Raw genomic sequence first — 16,122 nt, 5'->3', positions numbered from 1 at the left:
TTAGCCCGTGACCTGGTTCGTCATGCGGTCATAGACGCGGAACAGCGCCTGGTTGCCGTTTGTGCCCTCGCCATGTGCCCGCGCATCGACATACTGGCTGGTGACGAGTGCGGTGCCGGGCAGCGGCACGTTCAGCGCCTGCGCGTGTTCCTGCACCAGGCGGAGGTCCTTGAGCATTAGATCGATGCGGAAGCCGGCGCCGACATCGCCCTCGATCATGGCGGGGCCGAGCTTGTCGAGCATCCAGGAGGCGGCTGAGCCGCCGAGCAGCACCCGGCGCAGCAGGTTGAGATCGACGCCGGAGGCGCGTCCCAGCGCGAGCGCTTCGCAGATCGCCTGAATGTTGATGCCGCAGATGAGCTGATTGCAGAGCTTGACGGTCTGGCCCGCGCCGGACGCGCCGACATGCGTGATCGTTGTGCCCATCGCGCGGAAGAACGGTTCGGCCTGGGCAAAGGCGTCGGTATCGCCGCCCGCCATGATCGAGAGCGCGGCGTTCTTCGCGCCCAGCGGTCCGCCCGAGACCGGTGCATCGATGAAGCTGACGCCTGTCTGCTTCAAATCGGCATGGATACGGCGGACGGCGACCGGCGAGATCGTGCTCATGTCCACGATAAGCTTGCCGGGCGGTGGCGATTTCAGAAGGCCATCCTCGCCGTAAATGGTCGCCTCGACATGGGGCGTATCGGGCAGCATGGTGACGACGACGTCCGCGCCGCGCGCGGCATCAGCGGGATTTTGCGCGCGGGCCGCGCCTTCCTTCACGACGTCGGCGACCGGAGCCCCATTGAGATCGAAAGCGCGAACCGCGTGCCCGGCCTTCAGGAGATTGCGCACCATTTCCCGGCCCATCGTGCCGATGCCGATGAAGCCGACGCTGCCCTTGTCATCCCGTCCCATGTCGCTCGTCCGTTTCTTGTTTCGCAGGTCTGCCAGCCAGTCAGCGTGAGGCGCTGCTTCTGTCCGTCTCGCCGACGACGGCCCGCCGCCGGTATTCATCGCCGATGGCAAAGTGCTTGCGCAGCGTTGCATCCGCCCGCTCTGGGTCGCGCGCGACGACCGCCTCGAAGATGCGCCGGTGGTCGTCGATCAGATACGTCTTCATCGACGGGAAGGCCTGCACCAGCTCGCGGCGGCTGCGATGCGAATGCGTCAGCAGACCCGCCATCGAATTATGCAGGACGGTCAGTGTCTCGGAACGTGAGGCCACGACGATCGCGCGATGGAATTCGAAATCGGCCATGCCGCCCGCATCCGCCTCGTCGATCGTCTCCTCGATCTTCGCAAGCGCGCGCTGCAGGCGCTCGAAATCGGCAATGCCGGCGCGTTCGCAGGCGAGCCGGATCGCCTGACATTCGATCGCGACGCGCGCCTGCATGACGTCGTCGAGCATGTCGGCCTGCTGGGCCAGCGCAAAGGTGAAGAAGTCATTCAGGACCGACACGTCCGGCCGGGTCACCACGGTGCCGATGCGGTCGCGGATCTCGACGATGCCGAGCACGGTAAGGGCGCGCAGCGCCTCCCGGACGATCGGACGGCTGACGCCGAGGAGGCTCGCAAGCTCGCGTTCCGAGATCAGGCGGTCGCCGGGCTTGAGCGAGCCTGCAAGCAGGCGCTCGCGCAAGAAGGCAAAGACCTTCTCGAATCCCTTTTCGCCTTCGGCGGCCCGCTTGAGCTCCATCCCCGTCTCGTCTTGATATGACCTTGGTTAGACCAGTAGGATGACCAGAGTATGCCGTCAAGGGGGCTGGAGCTAGCGGCTTTGAACCAGGCAGGGCACAACCGGCTACTTTGCATGGGGTTGTTTTGCGAATTTTAGTGGCGAACCGATCACCGCAGCCCGCGCGCGCCCTTCCGCGAACTAGGGGCCGCGACGTGCCATGCTGCTGACAGCATGTTGGCAGCAGGGGCGGGATACGACCGTCTCCTGCCATTGAGAGAGGGAGCGGTCATGCCGATCGAGGCAAGCTGTCATTGCGGTGAGACGGTGTTCGAGGTGACCGAGGTGCCTTCGAGCGTGACGCGCTGCACTTGTTCACTCTGCGCCAAGCGCGGCGCATTGTGGGCCTATTACAAGCCGGCGCAATTCCGCCTGCTGTCGCCCGCCGACAATGTCGCGACCTATCTCTGGGGCAGCCGGACGGTCAAACATCATTTCTGTGCGAGCTGCGGCTGCGGGACCTACTCGGAGTCCCCGGATTGGTCGACCGGCAAGCCGGACTTCGACAATCCCAAGGTCGCGGTCAATGCGCGTCTGTTCGACGATTTCGATCTCGATGCGGTGCCTGTGAATGTCATCGACGGGAAGAACCTGTGGTGAGGCGCTGTCAGCGCAGCACCAGCCACGCCGGCGCATGATCGCTGGCGCCGTCCTCGCCGCGAGTCGTTTTGTCGACGCCTGCCTTGATGAGGCGCGGAGATAGCTTCGGGCTGAGCAGCAAATGATCGAGCCGCAGGCCCGCATCGCGCGGCCAGCGGTTCCGCTTGTAGTCCCAGAAGGTGTAGATGCCTTTCTCCGGATGCAGCTTGCGGATCGCATCGCACCAGCCCTGTGCGACCAGTGAAGCAAAGGCTCTGCGGCTTTTCGGCTGGATCAGCGCGTCGTTGTCCCACGAGCGTGTCGGATAGATGTCGATCGCGGTCGGCGCGACGTTGTAGTCGCCGGCGAGCACAACCGGCAGGTCCTGATCGAGGAATGTTTTGGCGTGGCGCTGGAGCCGCGCGAACCAGGCGAGCTTGTAGTCGAATTTCGGCCCGGGCTGCGGATTGCCGTTGGGCAGGTAGATGCTGGTAACGATGATGCCGCGGATTGCGGCCTCGATGTAGCGTGCCTCGTGATCGTCACGATCGCCGGGTAATCGGTCGCGAGTCAGCACGGGTTCGGTGTTGCGGGCGAGGATGGCGACGCCGTTCCAGGTTTTCTGTCCGCGCCACACCGCGCCGTAGCCGGCTTTCTCGATCGCCGCGATCGGGAATTCGGCGTCGGTCGCCTTCAGCTCCTGGAGGGCGACGACGTCGGGCTTCGCCGCGCGCATCCACGCCAGCAAATTGGGCAGGCGGCGGTTGACGTTGTTGATGTTGAATGTCGCGATCTTCATGTAGAGATGGCGGCCTTGTTCGTTACGATCCGAGCCGGAGAGACCATGTCCAAGTTGAACTTCGCTGCCGTCGCCTTTGCCGTCATGTTCTCCGGGGCCGCGCTGGCACAATCGACCGATACGCGCGGCGCGTGCAAGACCGACTACGACAAATTCTGCGCCGGCATCGCGCCCGGCACCGGCCGCATCGTCGCCTGCCTCAACGCCAAGCGCGACCAGCTCACCGCGACTTGCAAGGCGGCGCTCGATAGCCGGAAGAAGTAAGGGACGAGCCGCTCAGGTTGGCAGCGGCGGCGGGCTCGCCGGCTGCTCGGCGGCCGGTGCAGGTGCCGGCTTTGCGATCGGCTCTACCACGTTCCCGCCCTTGTAGACGCGGGCGTAGCGGCGGCCGAGACTGGTCAGCACCTCGTAGCCGATGGTGCCGAAATGATGTGCGAGCTCGTCGACGGTGATGCCTTCGCCGAGCAGCGTCGCCATGTGGCCGCGCCGCGCCGCATTCGGCGGCAGTTCGGTGATGTCGATCGCGATCAGGTCCATGGAGACGCGGCCGGCCACCGGGCAGCGCTTGCCCGCCACGATCACCTCGGCACCGCGGGTGCCGTCATTGGAGCTGGCGGCGCGGAAATAGCCGTCGGCGTAACCAACCGCGACGATCGCGAGCTTCGTCGGCCGCCGCGCGGTCCAGGTGCCGCCATAGCCGACGGTCTCACCGCGCTCGAGATTGCGGGTCTGCACGATGCGCGCCTTGAGATCGACGACCTGCTGCATCGGATTGTCGGCCTCCGGCGTCGGGTTGACGCCGTAGAGCGCCGCACCCGGCCGCACCATGTCGAACTGGAAATGGGCGCCCAGGAAGATGCCGGAGGAATTGGCGAGCGCGGCCGGCACGCCCGCGAACGCGCTGGCGATGCTGCGGAAGGCGGCGAGCTGTTTGGCGTTGACGGGGCTGTTGACCTGCTCACCCGAGACCAGATGGCTCATCACGAGCGTGATGCCGTGATCGCCGGCATGGATGCGGGGGATGATGGCCTGCGCCTCCGCGAGCGTCAGCCCGAGCCGATTCATGCCGGTGTCGACGTGGATGGCGGCCCCGCCGGTCCAGCCGGTACGGCGGCAGAACACATCCCATTCGGCGAGCTCGTTGAGATCGCCGATCACCGGCCGGCAATTGATGTTGGCGTAGTGCTCGCCGGTGTTCTGGAAATAGCCGCCGAGCACGTAGATCGTCGCCTCGGGCACCGCGGCGCGCACAGTGCGTGCCTCCTCGATGGTGGCGACGAAGAAGGTCTTGCAGCCGGCCTTGCTCAGCGCGCGCGCGACCTGCGCGGCGCCGCAGCCATACGCGTCGGCCTTGACCACCGCCGAGCATTCGGCCGGAACGGCGGTTTTCTCGAGCTTGCGCCAATTGGCGATGATGGCATCGAGATCGACGGTGAGCACGCCGCCGAAGGCTGCAAGCGCAGCGGCCTGGTTGGCCTCCGCGGAAAGGAGGCCGGTCTGCAGGATCATTTTCGGGTCCGACGCCACTGTCATGGCATCGTTTTACGCAAGAGGCAGGCGCTGTTCAAGGAACTCAGTAGTCGCTGCGGTCCGGCAACTGACCATCATGGGCAAGGTCGCCGAAGCGCGTGACCGAGGAATCGAAGTGCAGTTCGACCGTGCCGGTCGGACCATGGCGCTGCTTGCCGATAATGACTTCGGCCCGGCCGACCGTGCGCTCCATGTCGGCCTGCCATTTGGCGTGTTCCTCGGTGCCGGGACGCGGCTCCTTCATGGCGAGGTAATATTCCTCGCGGAACACGAACAGCACGACGTCGGCGTCCTGCTCGATCGAGCCGGATTCACGCAGGTCCGAGAGCTGCGGCCGTTTGTCGTCGCGCGATTCGACCTGACGCGAGAGCTGCGACAACGCGATCACGGGTACGTTGAGCTCCTTTGCCAGCGCCTTCAGGCTGGTCGTGATCTCGGTGATTTCCTGCACGCGGCTGTCGCTGGCGCGCTTGCCCGAGCCGGACAGAAGCTGGATGTAGTCGATCACGAGCAGATCGAGGCCCTTCTGCCGCTTGAGACGGCGCGCGCGCGCCATGAGCTGCGCGATCGACAGACCGCCCGTTGCGTCGACATAGAAAGGCAGCGACTGCAGCTCGATCGAAACCTGGCGGATCTTCTCGAAATCGGCTTCCGAGATGCCGCCACGGCGGATGTGGGAGGAGGGAATGCCGGTGCGCTCGGCCACGATACGCGTGGCGAGCTGGTCGGCCGACATTTCGCAGGAGAAGAAGCCAATCACGCCGCCATTGGCGGCCTTCATGGTGCCGTCGGCCTGGAGTTCTGGAACGTAGGCTTGCGCGACGTTGTAGGCGATGTTGGTCGCAAGCGAGGTCTTGCCCATGCCGGGACGGCCCGCCACGATGATGAGGTCGGAGTGCTGCAGGCCGCCCATCTTGGTGTCGAGGTCGCGCAGGCCCGTCGAGATGCCCGACAGCTTCCCATCGCGCTGGAAGGCTTTCGCCGCGAGATCGACCGCAACCGTCAGCGCCTGCGAGAACTTCTGGAAGCCACCGTCATAGCGTCCGGACTCGGCGAGTTCGTAGAGACGCCGCTCGGCGTCCTCGATCTGCGCCCGCGGCTGGAAATCGACCGGCGCGTCATAGGCGACATTGACCATGTCCTCGCCGATGCCGATCAGGTCGCGCCGAAGCGACAGGTCGTAGACAGTGCGGCCGTAGTCCTGGGCGTTGATGATGGTGGTCGCTTCCGCGGCGAGGCGCGCCAGATACTGCCCGATCGTCATGCCACCGACGTCGGTATCGGCGGGCAGGAACGTCTTCAGCGTCACCGGCGTGGCGATCTTGCCCATCCGGATCAGGCTGCCGGCGGTTTCGAAAATGGTCTGGTGCAGCGGCTCGAAGAAGTGCTTCGGCTCCAGGAAGTCGGAGACGCGATAAAAAGCGTCGTTGTTGACCAGGATCGCGCCGAGAAGGCTCTGTTCCGCCTCGATGTTATGCGGCGCGCTCCGATAGGCGGGAGTTCCGGGATCGGGCGCGAGTTTGAGGACGGTGGAATCAGTCAGAGCCATAGTTCGTGCTTGTCATTGGGAGCGCGGGTCGGGGATAAAGCGCTTCTCTCCGCCACAGAGAAAGCACTCCCGTGCCTTATGCCCGATTCACACAATCCGGTGTGTGAATCCTCGCGTCACGTCCTGTCAACGTCTTGACGCTGGAATCGCGGCGCGAGGCGAGGCGCTGCTTAAGCGTTGCGACCGTGCGCGCTTGAGATGATTAGGGAATTGAACGAAGCCGCTGGCGCGGCATGTAGGGAGGCGTAGCAAGGATTGCCTCCTGTCTGAGAGGATTGCGGGTTTTCGAAGCCCAACCCTTTAGACAGGAGGTTTTCCGATGGCTGAGATCAGCCCACTTCGCCGCCGCATGATCGAGGACATGACGGTCCGCAATCTGTCACCGGCGACGCAGCAATCCTACCTCAACGCCGTAGCGAAGTTGAGCCGATATTTCGGTCGTTCTCCTGACCGCCTCGACCTGGAGGATATCCGTGCCTTCCAGGTTCATCTGGTTGCGACGGGGATGTCCTGGCCGGCGCTGAACCAGATCGTTTGCGCACTGCGGTTCTTCTACGGTGTGACCCTTGGTCATGACACCGTTCCGGAGCGCATCGCCTATGCGCGTAAACCGCGCAAACTGCCGGTCGTGCTGAGCGCCGACGAGGTCGTGCGCTTCCTGGAAGCAATCCCAAGCCTCAAGAGCCGTACCGCGCTGACCACCGTCTATGCCGCAGGCTTGCGCGTATCGGAAGTGGTCCTCTTGAAGGTTGTCGACATTGATAGCCAACGGATGTTGATCCGGGTCGAGCACGGCAAGGGCGGCAAGGACCGTTACGTTATGCTCTCGCCGCAGCTTTTGAGGATTCTGCGGACGTATTGGCGGCTCACTCGGCCAAAGCGATGGCTGTTTCCCGGCCGAGACGACGAGCGTCCGCTCGTCCCCAACGTGCTGCACGCCGCCTGCCGTTCAGCCTGCGCTGCGGCCGGCTTGAGCAAGTCGGTGACAGTGCATACGCTGCGGCACACATTCGCGACCCATCTCCTGGAGAACGGGGCCGACGTGCGCATCATCCAGGTGCTGCTCGGTCATGCCAGTCTGGCCAGCACGGCGCGCTATACCCAAGTCGCCACCAAGACCATCAGCAATACGCCAAGTCCGCTTGACCGGCTCCGCCTGGAGGTCGTGCCGCCCGGCTGAGCGGACCTGATGGCTCCGGTTCTGGAAGTGGCGGATATCTTCCGCCGCCACGGCGAAGCGTTTCGGCAAGCCCGTGCCGAGCATCTGGGCCGCGTCGAGCGGCGCGTCATGGGCGCGATCACGGCATGCCGGACGGCTGTGCTCGGCGGCCACGTCGAGCAGTGCGATGACTGCGGCGCCACACGCATTGCCTACAACTCCTGTCGCAATCGGCATTGCCCGAAGTGCCAGGGCGCGGCGCGCGCGCAATGGCTCGCCGAACGGCAAGCCGAACTCCTTCCCGTACCGTATTTCCACGTCGTCTTCACCCTGCCGGCCCCCGCCGGAGAGATCGCCTTCCAGAACAAGGCCGTCGTCTACGCCATCCTGTTCCGCTGCGCGGCCGAGACGCTCGCCACCATCGCGGCCGACCCCAAGCATCTCGGCGCTCAGCTCGGCGTGACCGCCGTCCTCCACACCTGGGGCCAGACCCTGCAACACCATCCGCATCTCCACTGCGTCGTGCCCGGCGGTGGACCCTCGCTCGACGGCACACGCTGGGTCGCTTGCCGGCCCGGCTTCTTCCTGCCAGTACGCGTCCTCTCCCGGTTGTTCCGCCGCCTGTTTCTGCAAGAGCTGCAAGCTGCCTTCGCGGCTGGCCAGTTGGGTTTCTTTGGCGATCTCGCGCATCTGGCGGATCCCGCCGCGTTCACCCAACGCCTCGCTCAACTCCGACGGACCGACTGGGTCGTCTATGCCAAGCCGCCATTCGGCGGCCCCGAACAGGTGCTGGCTTATCTCGGCCGCTATACGCATCGCGTCGCCATCGCCAACAGCCGGCTGATCTCGCTTGCCGACGGCAAGGTCAGCTTTTCCTGGAAGGACTATCGGCAGAATCGCAAAGCCAAAGTGATGACGCTTAATGCCGATGAGTTCATTCGTCGCTTTCTCCTGCACACCCTGCCGGACGGCTTCCACCGCATCCGCCACTATGGTTTCCTCGCCAATGGCGGACGCAGCGATAAAATCGCCTTCTGCCGTCAACTCCTTACTGTCCGCAACCCTCCGACTGATCAAGAAGCCGGCGACGATCCCCTCACCAAATGGAAGATCCCCGTCTGCCCGCATTGTGGCGGCACCATGCGGCGCGTCGATGTCGTCCCGCGAGCCTGCGCCCGCGACCATCCGTTTCGTTGTGATACGTCATGACCAGCGCCTGCACCATCCACCTCCTCTGTGATCACCTTCGCGGTGGCAACGTCCGAAGTCGCCGCGGCCGCGCTCGTCACCGAACACCACGCCAATCGTTCGGCAACGCATCCCAGCGCAGCAAGTCGCTCGCTGGATCGCGCCCTTGGCCCTATCAAACGGGCTGCTCACATCCGATGAATGTCTCGCCGACGCGCGGCGACCACAGGAGCGCCTTCCCAGCAGCCGCACCCGCTGCACTATTCCCATAGCGCCCACAACTCCGCAGCTTCGTTCAATCCGGCTTCTATGAGGTCGCACGCACGACAGAGCGCGCGGCTCGCGCCTGCCACGCGACCTCACAGAACCCTCAAGATTCTTGAACGGAACTTAGCCTGATTCCGACAAGGTGATCTGCCGCGGAAAAATCCGGATGACGTGAACCTTATATGTCGGCGCGCCGACCCATCCATGAGAGCGCGCACGAGTCGGCACGCTGGCCAGCTTTCGGCTCGGGCTCAGACCAGCAGGAGGTAGACCAGCGCAACCAGGGCCGCTCCGACGCCTGTGGCGATCAGGGCGTAGTCGGTGCGGAGGTCGTCCTGCACGTCGAAGGAGGTTCGGGTCTCTTCGCTCATGGCGACGGAATAGGCCAGGGCGGACCAGATTTATGTGAACCAGTTCACATCTTCCCGGATTCTTTCGGGGTGGCGGAACGGGAAAGCGGGCAGGAGGTTTGTCCGCTGAAACCCGTCGTCAGAAAGACGAGGCAATCGATGCGGCCAGAACGGCGGCCCCAGATTTGGCGAAGCGAGGCAGGCAGCCGGCGTTGGCTGTCGGCGCTGATCGCCGCCATGGAGGATGCCGCGCGGCCGGAACTGCGGCGAGAGCCGGTCCCGGCCGAGACGCTCGCCCGAGTGCGCGTACAATTGGCGCTCCCGGCCTCTTTCGGGCCCCATCGGGCATCAGCGCTGCGTCACTAACCCTTATTCGCCTGCGAGCCTCAGTCTGGGCTTGGTGCCGCCTTCGAGGCCGCGCAGCCTGGCCTCTTCATGTCCGATATAGTCCCGCGTAACCGGCACCACACCCTGGCGGCGGGTGAGCTGGATCTGGAAGTTCATCATGCCCTGTTTGCGGAAGGTCATCTCGCAGGCTGCGAGATAGAATTCCCACATCAGCGCGAAACGCTCGTCGTAGAGCTGCACGGCCTCCTCGCGCCGCGCCATGAACCGCTCCCGCCAGGCCTTGAGCGTCTCGGCATAGTGCAGGCGCAGGATCTCGATGTCGCAGACCAGGAGCCCAGCTCGCTCGATCGCAGGAAACACCTCCGACAGGGCCGGGATATAACCGCCGGGGAATATGTATTTGGCGATCCAGGGATTGGTGGAGTCGGGGCCCTGCGACCGGCCGATCGAGTGCAGCAGCATCACGCCGTCCTCGCTTAGCAGCTCGGCGCAGCGCTTGAAATAGGTGTCATAGAACTTCACGCCGACATGCTCGAACATTCCGACCGAGACGATGCGGTCGAATGGCCCGTCGATGTCGCGATAATCCTCCAGCAGGAAGCGCGCCGATCCGGTCAGGCCCTTCTCGGCCGCGCGCGCGTTGGAGACCTGCAACTGTTCTGTCGACAGCGTGACGCCGGTGACGTCGGCGCCCGCGATTTCGGCGAGGTAGAGGCCAAGCCCGCCCCAGCCCGAGCCGATGTCGAGCACGCGTTGCCCGCCCTTGACCAGGAGCTTTGCCGCGATGTGCCGCTTCTTGGCGAGCTGCGCATCGTCAAGCGAGGTCTCCGGCGTCTCGAAATAGGCGCAACTGTACTGCTTGTCGGCATCGAGGAAGAGCGAATAGAGCCGGCCGTCGAGATCATAGTGATGGGCGACGTTGCTGCGCGAGCGCGAGCGCGGATTGAACTGTTTGAGGTGCCGCGTCAGGTAGCGCAGGTGCCACCACGGTTTTGCCCATTGCGGCAATACGTCGGGTTGATCGAGCAGGATCGCGAGGACATCAGCTATCGTGCCGCGCTCGACGATGAATTCGCCATCCATATAGGCCTCGCCAAGCCCGAGTTCGGGATTGATGAGGATCCGTCGCTGCGCATCCGTGGTGACGAAGCGGACTTCCACCGGCTCGCCGGAGCCATCGCCGACGGCGAATTTCATCCCGCTCGCGGTGGTCACCGTCATCGACCCGCGGCGGATGAATTGAGACAGGAATTTACGCAACAAACGGTCCATCGCCACCCTACCTCCCGAGCGAACCCGAAAAGATGCGACTAACCCGGCCTTCTGTTCTGACGCCCAGGGACCGGATCGGTTCCTATGCGTTTGCATCTAAATGTAGTGGAGCTTGTTCCGACCCGCTATTGCATTGTGTACAAAGCCGATATTCGAAAATCGCGTAATCACATCCTTGCGCGATGAGCCGCCTTCCATTCATGCCACAATCGGCTAAAAGGTGACCGCCGCGCGGGATGACGGCTGTGTTTGCAGTTTTTTCAACGGAGATGATGGGAATGTCGAGCCGAGCGCTCAGCCTCGCGACGGTATTGCTTCTGATCGGCTTTGGCGCGACCGACGCCGTTTTTGCGCAGGCCACCAATCTCGAAGCCGGCAAAAGCCCGTCGCAGCTTTTCGCGCAGACCTGCAACGCCTGCCATAAGAGCCCGCGGGGACTCTTGAGGACGGTCGCGCCGGGGTCGCTACCGGGCTTCCTGCGCCAGCACTACACCACGAGCCCGGACATGGCGGGCATTCTCGCCTCCTACCTTGTCTCCAACGGTGCCACCGACACTCGCTATCAGGCCAAGGACGGCAAGGACAAGAAGGACGGCGCCAAAGAGAAGGACGCCAATACCAATCCCGCGCAGGCGCCTGAACATCAGGGGCGCCGCCAGCGCTCGCAGGAAGCGGCGAAGCCGGAGGGCGAGGGCGCGGCTCCGGCGCCTGAGGGCGCACGCCAGAAGCGCATGGCACGACCGAGCGAGGAGGGCGCCAAGGAAGGTGCCAAGCCGGAGGCCGCCAACGAGCGCACTCACGAAGGCCGCAAATCCAAACGCATGAGCAAGCGCGGCAGGCCGGAGCGCGAAGAGGCGCCGAAGGTCGACGCCGCGGCACCGGCCGACGACAACAAGGGTGAAGCCAAATCTGAGCCGAAGGCCGAACCCAAGAGCGAGAGCGCCAAGGTGGATGCCGGGCGCGATGAAGCCAAGCCGGATAACGCGAAGGCGCCCGAGAAGCCCGCTGAACTGAAGCCGGACAGCGTCAAGGTCGAGCCGAGCGGCGGCGAGACTCCAGCGCCGCGGCCTGAGCCGGCGACGCCGGCCCCGCCGGACGCCGCTGCGAAGCCGGCCGAGTCCGCCGCGCCGACCGAAGCGGCCGCGTCCAAACCGGCCGAGACGACGACCGGCGGCAGCTCTGAGCCGGCGGCAAAGCCGCAGGAGCCGCCATCAACCCCGACCGCCGCGGCACCTCCACCGGCAGCGACGGAGCCGTCCGGCCTGCCGACCCCGCCGATCTCGCGATAGCAAATCGTCAGCTCAAGGCCACGGAGGTCGCGTCGATCGCGGCCTCCGCATCGTCTTGACGGTGATTAGAGTGTTGCTCTAGAGTTATGCTCTAGGAGGCCAATGTCATCCGGCGTGCGTGACGACTTGTTGGCAGCGGGGCTCGCGGTGTTCGATCGCGTCGGCTTCGAGGCTGCGACGGTGGCGGCGATCCGCGCCCGCGCGCGCGCCTCGAACGGCAGCTTCTTCCATGCCTTCGGATCGAAGAAGCAGCTCGCCGGCGCGCTGTTCCTCGAAGTGCTGCGCCATTATCACGCCGCGATGCTCAAAGCGCTCGATCCCCTGCCGGATGCCGGGCAGGGCATAGATCGCCTGATCCGCGCGCATCTCGACTGGGTCGTGTTGAGCCGGCGCGAGGCGCGCTATCTGTTCGAGATCTCCCGCAGAGAATGGAGCGAGGACGTCCGCGACGCCCAGCGCGCGCAGAACGCGCGTCTTGCCGAAGGCATCGAGCGCTGGCGCGCGCCGCTCGTTGCGCGCGGGGATCTCCTGCCGATGACGCCCGTGATGTTCATCAGCCAGCTCATCGGCCCGGCGCAGATATTTTGCCGCGCCTTTCTCTCCGGGCGCGATCGGATCGATCCGCGCAGCGAGGCCGATACTTTGATCACCTGCGCTATCCGCGCGTTGCTGCCGCCCGAGGGTATCAACAGAAAATGAGGAGCGGCGTCATGATAGGAACCGAGGCAGATCCCGATTTCGCAGCCGTAGCGGAGCGCATCCACGCCAATGTCGGTCGGCAGGGCTTCATGAACCTGGTCGGCGCTGAATTGTCAGAGCTGTCGCGCGGCACCTGCACGATTGCGGTGGAACGCCGGCCCGAGCTGCTGCAGCAGCACGGCTTCTTTCATGGCGGCGTCACCGCCTTCCTCGTCGACAACGCCACGACGATTGCGGCGGCGACCTCGCGCGGCCAGCCGGCGCTGACCGCGGAATACAAGCTCAATCTGCTGGCGCCCGCGGTCGGCGAAAAGTTGATCTGCCGGGCGCGGGTGATCAAGCCGGGCCGCCAGGTCGCGGTCGTTGCGGCCGACGTGTTCTGCCTCACCGACGGCGTGGAGAAGCACACGGCGACGGCACTGGCCTCGATCGCGATGCTGACCGAGGACGTTGCCGCGAAAACGAAAAGCCCGGCCGCGTAAGGCGGCCGGGCTAGTTCTCTCGTCATTGCCGGACTTGACCCGGCAATCCATCTTTCAGCGAGAAGCCCTTATGTGATGGATGCGCGGGTCAAGCCCGCGCATGACGTGTTGTATTCGTGGCTTACTTCTCGGTCTCTTCCGCAGCCGGCGCCGGCGCGAGCTCCTCGTGCTGGGCTTCCGGATCGAAGAACTCGCCGGCGGCGGCGATCGCCTCGGCGGCCGCATCGCGGTCCTCGTTGCGGGTCGAGATGTCCTCGCCGCGGTTGATGCGATCGGCCTCGTCCTGGCTGCGCGCGACCGTCACGGTGATCTCGACTTCGACCTCTGGGTGAACCGCGACGGTCAGCGTGTGCTTGCCGATGGTCTTGATCGGCGCGTCGAGCTGCACCTGCGGACGGTCGAGGTGCACGCCGTCGGCCTCGAACGCGGCAACGATGTCGCGCACGGTGACCGAGCCGAAGAGCTGGCCGGCTTCGGAGGCCTGGCGGATCACGATGATGTTCTTGCCTTCGATCTTCTCGGCGACCTTGGACGCCTCGCCCTTGGCCTGGAGATTGCGCGCCTCGAGCTCGGCCTTCATGCCGTCATACTTGGCGCGGTTGTCGGCGGTCGCGCGCAGCGCCTTGCCGCGCTTGAGCAGGAAATTGCGGGCATAGCCGTCGCGAACCTTCACGACTTCGCCCATCTGGCCGAGCTTGTTCACGCGTTCGAGCAGAATGACTTCCATAACGTTCTCCTTTGAAGTGTTGTGCGAGTCTTAGTTTTCAGGGTTGGACTTAAGGGGTTGGCAGCGGCGGCGGTTGCCTGTTGCGCAGGAAACGCTCGCGAACGCCGAACACGGCATCGGCGAGACCGAGGATCACCATCGCGATCACCGGCCATCCGAACACGACGACGACGGCGTAGGCCGAGCCGAGCCAGAAGGCGCGGCTCTTCAGCGCGAGCGTCAGCGTGTGCAGCACGGCAAACCCAGCCAGCGCGTAGGCCATCATCAGCGCCGCCGTCGTGATCTGTGCGACGATTGCGAGCAGCCCGCCGGTAAAGCAGAACGCGAGCGCGACGCACAGCACTACGAGCGTCATGGTCGGCAATTCCGCGGTCATCAGGTTCGGCCAGGGGCGGCGCAGCCGGCCGGAGGTCGCGGTCACCTTGGCGCTGAGCCAGAGGTTGAGGGTGAGCGTCATCATCGAGATAATGGCGGCGGCGGCCGGTGCGATCCGCACCAGGGCGTCGATGAACTGGTCAGCTTCACCAGTGGTCTGCGGATCGGCGGTATGGAGGATGCGCATCAGGCCGCGGCGCAACGTGCTGGTGATGGTGTCGGCGTCGGTGCCGAGCGTGAGGAGGGCGGCCATCGCGGTCAGTGTGGCAAACCCCGCTATCCACAGCAGGATGCGGCCGACCGGGTACCATTCGATCTCGGGTTCGGCCGGCGACTCGGTGGCGTCGGGAGGTGCGCCCACGTGTCGGCCGAGCAAGACGAGGTGGCCAAGCCACCAGGCCGGCAGTGCGACGGTGACGGCGAAGGCGATGCAATAGGGAAGGCCGAACAGTGCGCCGAGGCCGATCGCGGCCGCGATACCGCCAAGGCTCGCGCAAAGCGGTCCCCAGCCAATCGCGACGACCATCAGCGGCAATGGTGCAAGATAGAACAGGACCAGCGAGATCAGCGCGCCCGAAACGATCGAGGCGAACATTAGGGCCGACGCAGCGCCGGCGATCAGGGCTATCAGTCCAAAGGTCATCATTAGCTGTCCCGCCCCTTCCGAGCGGTTAGAGGCATTGTTTGCCCCAACCATCGGCAACCGGACGACCCGGAAGCCTTATGAGTTCATAACGTCGCGACCGGCGGCGTCGTCGCCGCCGGTCGAAGTCGGTCGTATCAGCGGATCACGTAGGGCAGAAGGCCCAGGAATCGCGCGCGCTTGATGGCGCGGGCGAGTTCACGCTGCTTCTTCGCGGAAACCGCCGTGATGCGGCTCGGCACGATCTTGCCGCGCTCGGAAACGTAGCGCATCAACAGCTTAGAATCCTTGTAGTCGATCTTCGGCGCGTTCGGACCCGTGAACGGGCAGGTCTTGCGGCGACGGAAAAACGGACGGCGGGCGCCAGCTTCAGCCATGTTTCTTACTCCTCATCCGTCGTGGTTTCGGCTTCCTCGCGGGGGCGGCGCGGACCGCGGTCACCGCGGAAGCCACCCTCACGGTCGCCACGGAAGCCGCCTTCACGCTCGCCGCGGAAGCCGCCGCCACGGTCGTCGCGCTCGCGATCGCGATCAGCCTTGCGCATCATCGCGGACGGGCCTTCCTCGAGCTCCTCGACGCGGATGCTGAGATAGCGGATCACGTCTTCACTGATGCGCTCCTGGCGCTCGATCTCGGCGATCGCCGCCGACGGCGCGTCGATGTTGAGCAGCACGAAGTGCGCCTTGCGGTTCTTGTTCATGCGGTAGGTGAGGGAGCGCACGCCCCAGTTCTCGGTCTTGGTGACCTTGCCGCCGAGACCTTCGACGATCCCGGTCATCTGCGTGGTCAGCTCTTCCACCTGCTGCGGGCTCGCGTCCTGACGCGCGAGAAAAACATGCTCATAAAGAGGCATGGATGTCCTTTCCTCATGTTGGCGCTTCACCCGGCGTCAAGCCCTTAAGAGACCTTCGGAAAGGACTCTGGGATTAAGCTCAGAAGGCGGAAACACGGGACGACGGGCCGACTGGCCCTGCCACACCAAAATCACGAAGGAATTTGCTGAGACCGTCCGTTCAGCTCCCGGCCGGGGTCTGCGGATGGCGCGCTTTATACGGATTTTGGCCGACTTTGCAAGGTTGCGAGGGCCAGTTTCGACCCGGATGGTCCCGGTGTGGGCGCTCAAAACAGGCCGAACCGGGTTGATTT

Annotated in this window: 18 protein-coding genes; 7 read left to right on the top strand and 11 right to left on the bottom strand. The window is 64.7% G+C overall.

Annotated elements, in window-relative coordinates; all coding sequences use genetic code 11:
* Together MTX21_RS08295 and MTX21_RS08290 are read right to left on the bottom strand one after the other, a co-directional pair.
* Complete coding sequence (locus tag MTX21_RS08295; RefSeq protein ID WP_280964315.1) at positions 1-900, bottom strand: NAD(P)-dependent oxidoreductase; 900 nt, start codon at positions 898-900, stop codon at positions 1-3.
* Positions 901-940: 40 nt separating this feature from the next.
* Positions 941-1,681: a FadR/GntR family transcriptional regulator gene (locus tag MTX21_RS08290; protein ID WP_279370326.1), complete on the bottom strand. Its 741-nt coding sequence runs from the start codon at positions 1,679-1,681 to the stop codon at positions 941-943.
* 270 nt (positions 1,682-1,951) lie between these two features.
* Here MTX21_RS08290 and MTX21_RS08285 point away from each other — a divergent pair, with 270 nt between their 5' ends.
* Positions 1,952-2,320 carry a GFA family protein gene (locus tag MTX21_RS08285; protein WP_280964314.1) on the top strand — a complete coding sequence of 123 codons (369 nt, stop codon included), beginning with the start codon at positions 1,952-1,954 and terminating at the stop codon, positions 2,318-2,320.
* Between the two features lie 7 nt (positions 2,321-2,327).
* Here the strand turns inward: MTX21_RS08285 and MTX21_RS08280 are convergent, their stop codons facing one another.
* Positions 2,328-3,098 (bottom strand): exodeoxyribonuclease III, encoded by a 771-nt coding sequence (locus MTX21_RS08280; RefSeq protein ID WP_280964313.1) that lies wholly within the window; start codon positions 3,096-3,098, stop codon positions 2,328-2,330.
* 45 nt (positions 3,099-3,143) lie between these two features.
* Here MTX21_RS08280 and MTX21_RS08275 point away from each other — a divergent pair, with 45 nt between their 5' ends.
* Complete coding sequence (locus MTX21_RS08275; RefSeq protein ID WP_280964312.1) at positions 3,144-3,362, top strand: cysteine rich repeat-containing protein; 219 nt, start codon at positions 3,144-3,146, stop codon at positions 3,360-3,362.
* A gap of 12 nt (positions 3,363-3,374) precedes the next feature.
* Here MTX21_RS08275 and alr read toward each other — a convergent pair whose 3' ends face one another.
* Positions 3,375-4,625: an alanine racemase gene (alr, locus tag MTX21_RS08270; RefSeq protein ID WP_280971003.1), complete on the bottom strand. Its 1,251-nt coding sequence runs from the start codon at positions 4,623-4,625 to the stop codon at positions 3,375-3,377.
* A gap of 46 nt (positions 4,626-4,671) precedes the next feature.
* Positions 4,672-6,177: a replicative DNA helicase gene (locus MTX21_RS08265; RefSeq protein WP_280964311.1), complete on the bottom strand. Its 1,506-nt coding sequence runs from the start codon at positions 6,175-6,177 to the stop codon at positions 4,672-4,674.
* A 319-nt stretch (positions 6,178-6,496) separates the two neighbouring features.
* Between MTX21_RS08265 and MTX21_RS08260 the strand changes: the two genes are divergently transcribed.
* Positions 6,497-7,357, top strand: a complete 861-nt coding sequence (locus tag MTX21_RS08260; protein WP_128943944.1) for a site-specific integrase — start codon at positions 6,497-6,499, stop codon at positions 7,355-7,357.
* Between the two features lie 6 nt (positions 7,358-7,363).
* Positions 7,364-8,545 carry an IS91 family transposase gene (locus MTX21_RS08255; protein WP_280970930.1) on the top strand — a complete coding sequence of 394 codons (1,182 nt, stop codon included), beginning with the start codon at positions 7,364-7,366 and terminating at the stop codon, positions 8,543-8,545.
* 661 nt (positions 8,546-9,206) lie between these two features.
* Here MTX21_RS08255 and MTX21_RS08250 read toward each other — a convergent pair.
* A complete protein-coding gene (locus MTX21_RS08250) occupies positions 9,207-9,380 on the bottom strand; it encodes a hypothetical protein (protein ID WP_280964310.1) in 174 nt (57 codons plus the stop codon).
* Positions 9,381-9,510: 130 nt separating this feature from the next.
* Positions 9,511-10,761 carry a cyclopropane-fatty-acyl-phospholipid synthase family protein gene (locus MTX21_RS08245; protein ID WP_280964309.1) on the bottom strand — a complete coding sequence of 417 codons (1,251 nt, stop codon included), beginning with the start codon at positions 10,759-10,761 and terminating at the stop codon, positions 9,511-9,513.
* A gap of 278 nt (positions 10,762-11,039) precedes the next feature.
* Between MTX21_RS08245 and MTX21_RS08240 the strand changes: the two genes are divergently transcribed.
* The 3 genes from MTX21_RS08240 (at position 11,040) to MTX21_RS08230 (ending at position 13,231) form a co-directional block, all read left to right on the top strand.
* Positions 11,040-12,050 carry a hypothetical protein gene (locus tag MTX21_RS08240; RefSeq protein WP_280964308.1) on the top strand — a complete coding sequence of 337 codons (1,011 nt, stop codon included), beginning with the start codon at positions 11,040-11,042 and terminating at the stop codon, positions 12,048-12,050.
* Positions 12,051-12,152: 102 nt separating this feature from the next.
* Complete coding sequence (locus MTX21_RS08235) at positions 12,153-12,749, top strand: TetR/AcrR family transcriptional regulator (protein ID WP_280964307.1); 597 nt, start codon at positions 12,153-12,155, stop codon at positions 12,747-12,749.
* A 14-nt stretch (positions 12,750-12,763) separates the two neighbouring features.
* Positions 12,764-13,231 carry a PaaI family thioesterase gene (locus tag MTX21_RS08230; RefSeq protein WP_280971002.1) on the top strand — a complete coding sequence of 156 codons (468 nt, stop codon included), beginning with the start codon at positions 12,764-12,766 and terminating at the stop codon, positions 13,229-13,231.
* Between the two features lie 121 nt (positions 13,232-13,352).
* Here MTX21_RS08230 and rplI read toward each other — a convergent pair whose 3' ends face one another.
* From rplI to rpsF, 4 genes are all read right to left on the bottom strand, one after another.
* Positions 13,353-13,958, bottom strand: a complete 606-nt coding sequence (gene rplI / locus MTX21_RS08225) for a 50S ribosomal protein L9 (RefSeq protein WP_280964306.1) — start codon at positions 13,956-13,958, stop codon at positions 13,353-13,355.
* Positions 13,959-14,007: 49 nt separating this feature from the next.
* A complete protein-coding gene (locus MTX21_RS08220) occupies positions 14,008-14,979 on the bottom strand; it encodes a DUF2232 domain-containing protein (protein WP_280964305.1) in 972 nt (323 codons plus the stop codon).
* 134 nt (positions 14,980-15,113) lie between these two features.
* On the bottom strand, positions 15,114-15,353 hold the full coding sequence (gene rpsR / locus MTX21_RS08215; RefSeq protein ID WP_011441353.1) for a 30S ribosomal protein S18: 240 nt from the start codon (positions 15,351-15,353) through the stop codon (positions 15,114-15,116).
* A 5-nt stretch (positions 15,354-15,358) separates the two neighbouring features.
* Entirely contained in the window at positions 15,359-15,829 is a 471-nt protein-coding gene (gene rpsF, locus MTX21_RS08210) for a 30S ribosomal protein S6 (RefSeq protein WP_280964304.1), read from the bottom strand.
* Positions 15,830-16,122 lie beyond the last annotated feature (293 nt).

The sequence above is a fragment of the Bradyrhizobium sp. ISRA430 genome, assembly GCF_029909975.1.
In the GTDB taxonomy this organism is placed as follows: Bacteria; Pseudomonadota; Alphaproteobacteria; order Rhizobiales; family Xanthobacteraceae; genus Bradyrhizobium.
This window is presented reverse-complemented; position numbering and strand designations above follow the sequence as displayed.

Excerpts from the sequence above, each read along its gene's own strand:
- MTX21_RS08245 (WP_280964309.1), bottom strand. The coding sequence starts at position 10,761 with ATGGACCGTTTGTTGCGTAAATTCCTGTCTCAATTCATCCGCCGCGGG.
- MTX21_RS08280 (WP_280964313.1), bottom strand. The coding sequence starts at position 3,098 with ATGAAGATCGCGACATTCAACATCAACAACGTCAACCGCCGCCTGCCC.
- MTX21_RS08240 (WP_280964308.1), top strand. The coding sequence starts at position 11,040 with ATGTCGAGCCGAGCGCTCAGCCTCGCGACGGTATTGCTTCTGATCGGC.
- MTX21_RS08260 (WP_128943944.1), top strand. The coding sequence starts at position 6,497 with ATGGCTGAGATCAGCCCACTTCGCCGCCGCATGATCGAGGACATGACG.
- rpsR (WP_011441353.1), bottom strand. The coding sequence starts at position 15,353 with ATGGCTGAAGCTGGCGCCCGCCGTCCGTTTTTCCGTCGCCGCAAGACC.
- rplI (WP_280964306.1), bottom strand. The coding sequence starts at position 13,958 with ATGGAAGTCATTCTGCTCGAACGCGTGAACAAGCTCGGCCAGATGGGC.
- MTX21_RS08285 (WP_280964314.1), top strand. The coding sequence starts at position 1,952 with ATGCCGATCGAGGCAAGCTGTCATTGCGGTGAGACGGTGTTCGAGGTG.
- MTX21_RS08265 (WP_280964311.1), bottom strand. The coding sequence starts at position 6,177 with ATGGCTCTGACTGATTCCACCGTCCTCAAACTCGCGCCCGATCCCGGA.
- MTX21_RS08235 (WP_280964307.1), top strand. The coding sequence starts at position 12,153 with ATGTCATCCGGCGTGCGTGACGACTTGTTGGCAGCGGGGCTCGCGGTG.
- rpsF (WP_280964304.1), bottom strand. The coding sequence starts at position 15,829 with ATGCCTCTTTATGAGCATGTTTTTCTCGCGCGTCAGGACGCGAGCCCG.
- MTX21_RS08290 (WP_279370326.1), bottom strand. The coding sequence starts at position 1,681 with ATGGAGCTCAAGCGGGCCGCCGAAGGCGAAAAGGGATTCGAGAAGGTC.
- MTX21_RS08275 (WP_280964312.1), top strand. The coding sequence starts at position 3,144 with ATGTCCAAGTTGAACTTCGCTGCCGTCGCCTTTGCCGTCATGTTCTCC.
- MTX21_RS08295 (WP_280964315.1), bottom strand. The coding sequence starts at position 900 with ATGGGACGGGATGACAAGGGCAGCGTCGGCTTCATCGGCATCGGCACG.
- MTX21_RS08220 (WP_280964305.1), bottom strand. The coding sequence starts at position 14,979 with ATGATGACCTTTGGACTGATAGCCCTGATCGCCGGCGCTGCGTCGGCC.
- MTX21_RS08250 (WP_280964310.1), bottom strand. The coding sequence starts at position 9,380 with ATGGCGGCGATCAGCGCCGACAGCCAACGCCGGCTGCCTGCCTCGCTT.